Here is a 1269-nt window from a genome sequence, read left to right on the forward strand (position 1 = left end):
GGGTGGCGAGCATCGAAATCGCCGCCCCCGCGCCGCCACCCAGGAGCGACACCGCCACGAACGCGCGCCCGTCCTGGCAGTTGGAGATGGAGCACAGCATGGCGCCCTGGGTGATGCCGTGCAGCGTCTGCACGACGGTCAACGACGCCCGAGCCCCCTGCGACGGTGGCTCCTTCGGAATCACTCCTGGCTCCGCCACCACCGGCCGGGCCAGCGTGTCCTGCGCCAGCCGCGCGGCCGGGTCCAGCCGCGTCCGCGCCAGCCGCGCCAGCTCCGGCGCGTACGGATGACCGGGGCACACCTGAATCACCCGCTCCAGCAGTTCCAGCGCCTGGGCGTCCTGGCCATGCACCAGCGCGTCGAAGCCCGCCGCGTAGTCGGAGTCCGCCGCGCAGGCCTCCTCACCCGCCACGAGCGGCGGCGCGGACATGGCGCCGGGAGGCGCGGAGCCTCCCTGCGGTGAAGGACCGGGCTGCGCTGCGACGAGGACGGCCAGGATGAAGGGCGCGAGGACCATGCGGCCGTCCACCCTAGCCGACCCCCGGGAAAAGACGGGAGGCGCGGGGACGGCCTACCGCGTCACCAGCGTCTCCAGGTGCTGGCGGAGCGCGGCCGTGTCACCCAGCCGCCCGTCCAGGCCCGGAAGGGGCTTCGCGGCCTGCTCGATGCGGCCCCGCGTGCGCGGACCCGCGGCCACCAGCCACGCCACGCCCAGCGCCAGCTCCGCCACGTCCGGCGCCTGGCCCAGCTGCGTGGCCAGCGCGAGCAGCGCGTCCACGGCCTTCTTCACCTGCGCGCCGTGCAGCGGGTGGCTGCTGGTGATGCCCTCGCGCAGGAGCACCAGCAGCACCCGCGCGGTGGCGCGGGCCTGGCGCACCGGCTCCGGCCCTTCACCCGTGCCGGCCCACAGCCCGTTCGCGAGCTGCCGGCCCAGGAGGCTCCCCACGTCCTCGGTGGCGAGGGGCCCCTCCGCCACGGACAGCGGCTGGATCTCCTCCTGCTCGTAGAGCACCTCCGCCTTGTCCTTCCGGCCGCGCGGAGCACCCTGCGCGGAGGGCCGGGCCTCCAGCTCGGCGGCCGTGAACAGCTTCGACGCGGACTTCAGCCGCTCGAAGAGTCCGCCCTTCGTGTTCCTTGCGGACTCCTGCTCCCTGCGCTCCACGTGCTCGGCACTGCCTCCCATGGGCCCGGCGCCATCCGCGAACGCCTGGAAGGAGGACCCCGTGGTGGGCTCCGCCTCCAGCGGGGGCGCGAAGGCGGGAGCGGGGG

2 pseudogenes are annotated in these 1269 nt (G+C 75.1%); both read right to left on the bottom strand.

The annotated features are described in order from the left end of the window. Positions 1-517 (bottom strand): annotated as a pseudogene (locus D7X55_RS39485) (hypothetical protein); the annotation flags it as partial. A gap of 54 nt (positions 518-571) precedes the next feature. After that, positions 572-1269 (bottom strand): annotated as a pseudogene (locus D7X55_RS45020) (VWA domain-containing protein); the annotation flags it as partial.

This window comes from Corallococcus sp. AB049A (assembly GCF_003668885.1).
In the GTDB taxonomy this organism is placed as follows: Bacteria; Myxococcota; Myxococcia; order Myxococcales; family Myxococcaceae; genus Corallococcus; species Corallococcus interemptor.